The organism is Gelidibacter sp. (assembly GCF_035577925.1).
Taxonomy (GTDB): Bacteria; Bacteroidota; Bacteroidia; order Flavobacteriales; family Flavobacteriaceae; genus Gelidibacter.
Window position 1 is genome coordinate 1 of the sequence record NZ_DATJCY010000199.1, and the last position, 2344, is coordinate 2344.

The 2344-nt window shown below is 34.3% G+C and carries 2 protein-coding genes and 1 pseudogene; all 3 read left to right on the top strand.

What is annotated here, in order from left to right; genetic code table 11:
• Positions 1 to 622 (top strand): ABC transporter permease (locus tag VNJ50_RS07600; RefSeq protein WP_325580562.1); only part of this gene is annotated, 622 nt, incomplete at its 5' end.
• An 81-nt stretch (positions 623 to 703) separates the two neighbouring features.
• Positions 704 to 1255 (top strand): annotated as a pseudogene (locus tag VNJ50_RS07605) (GNAT family N-acetyltransferase).
• Positions 1256 to 1322: 67 nt separating this feature from the next.
• On the top strand, positions 1323 to 2129 hold the full coding sequence (locus VNJ50_RS07610; RefSeq protein WP_325580564.1) for a tetratricopeptide repeat protein: 807 nt from the start codon (positions 1323 to 1325) through the stop codon (positions 2127 to 2129).
• Positions 2130 to 2344 lie beyond the last annotated feature (215 nt).

The window sequence follows — 2344 nt, forward strand, 5'->3', positions numbered from 1 at the left end:
TGTAGGTATTGTAGAGGATTTTACACCAGGATCTCTTAAAAATGAAAAAAACCCTACCGTCATCCTTGCCGAAAAGGAAGTTAATTATGGTGGCATGCTTGTACGGATTCAGCCGGGAAAAGAAAAAGAAGTGGCCGCTGCTGCCCATACATTGCTTAAAGAATTCTATCCTGAGAAATCACCAGATATCAGATGGGTAGATGACATACTTGCTCTGCAATATAAAGCAGAAGGCAAATTGCAAAAACTGTTTACTTTTTTTAGTTCTCTAACGATGTTATTGGCGGCTTTGGGCATTTTCGGATTGATTGTTCAGGCAACAGCACAAAGGGTTAAGGAAATTGGAGTTCGTAAAGTATTGGGAGCTTCTGTCGTTTCGATCATCAAGCTGTTTTCTATCGATTTTGTAAAACTTATTCTCATTTCGCTAATTATTGCATCGCCCATTGCATGGTGGTTGATGAATAAATGGCTTATGGATTACTCAAATCGAATACAAATTACTTGGTGGGTATTTGGCGTAGCAGGTTTTATTTCCCTAACCATTGCTCTGATTACGATAAGTTTTCAGTCGATAAAAGCTGCCATGGCAAATCCGGTGAATAGTTTAAGGGATGAATAAATTATACCTAATAGGTTTCCAACCTGATAGCTCGGGACTGTTAGGTTTGTAAACGCTTTAGAAACAAGATAAATTTTTAAAATGAACATATTAATAGAAACTGAAAGATTAATCTTAAGAGAAATACTTCCAACAGACATTGACGGAATGTTTGAACTTGACTCTGACAAAGATGTTCATAGATATTTAGGAAATAATCCTGTAACTAATAAAGAAGAAATTGTTAGTGTGATAAACTTTATTAGACAACAATACCATGATAACGGCATTGGACGCTGGGCTATAATTGACAAAAATACAAACCAATTTATGGGCTGGGGCGGACTAAAATTTGTCACCGACTTGACAAACAATCATAAAAACTACTATGACCTTGGTTACAGATTAATAAAGAAATATTGAGGAAAGGGAATTGCGACAGAAGCAGCAATAGCTTCCTTGCGCTATGCTTTTGACAAACTCAATACGGATGAAGTTTATGCCATGGCAGACTGTAATAATAATGGTTCTAACAAAATTTTGGAAAAAGTTGGACTGAGTTTTATTGAGAAATTTGAACTTGATGGTATTGAACATAATTGGTTTAAAATAACCAAAACGGAATACGAAAATAATAAGCTATACCAAACCTAACAGGTTTTTATCAGAATTATCTAACATTCAAAAAATGAGAGGGAACATTAAAATACTGTTGATGTCTATGATTTTAACAGTTTTAGCTTGTGGGAAAAAAGTAGATACCAAAAGTTTAGTAGAAAATAAAACAGCTGAATTAGAGGTTGATAAAGTAAAACAAGAAAAAATAGTCGAAAAATATCTAAAAAACGGAGCTTGGAAACACGAGTTGTATTCAAGAGAATGGCAAGAAGAAATAGATAAAGGACTTCAAGAAGATAGCACCATAGCCTATTTATGGCAACAAAAGGCTATGCCCATGTTTAAGCAAGCAAAATATGAAGCGGGCATGGTGTATATTGATAAAGCTGTGAAATATGACCGACAACGCTATCAAGATTATCGGGCATTTATAAAGTGCATTTTTGCCAAAACCTATCGTGAGGCTATTGCAGATTTTGAGGATTATAAAGAGCGTTTTGGTTATAGTTATGTAATGGACCATTCTTATGATTTTTATATTGGACTCTCTTATTTACAACTTAACGAATTTGAAAAAGCAGAAGCAGTTTTTCAAAAGGATTATGATTATCAGCTAAATAAGCATGGTAAAGATTGGCTTCATCATGTGGACTTGTTTTATTTTGGAATTAGTAAATACGAGCAAAAAAATTATCAAGGTGCCATTGAAGTTTTTGACCAAGCTTTAGAGATTTATCCAAGTTTTTCTGAAGTTCAAATTTTCAAAGCAGATTGTTTACGAAAGATTGGAAAAAAAGAAGAAGCAATAGAACTTCAGAAACTGGGAGCGGTAAATGGAAGAAATGGGCATACGATAAATGAAGCGAATGCAATTTATGAAAGATATCCTTATCAAATACGATGGTATTAAAAACCGAATAACACCTTAAAAACTAAACCAGACCTAGCAGGTTGTCAAAACCTGTTAGGTTTATAAAAAAATATAATTATGATCAGAAATTATTTTAAAATCGCTTGGCGAAATCTTCAGAAAAACAAGGTTTTAGGTGGCATCCAAATCTTGGGATTGGCGGTAGCTATTGCCACGGCTACGTTGTTGTATCTCACGTCGATGTATGAGTTTTC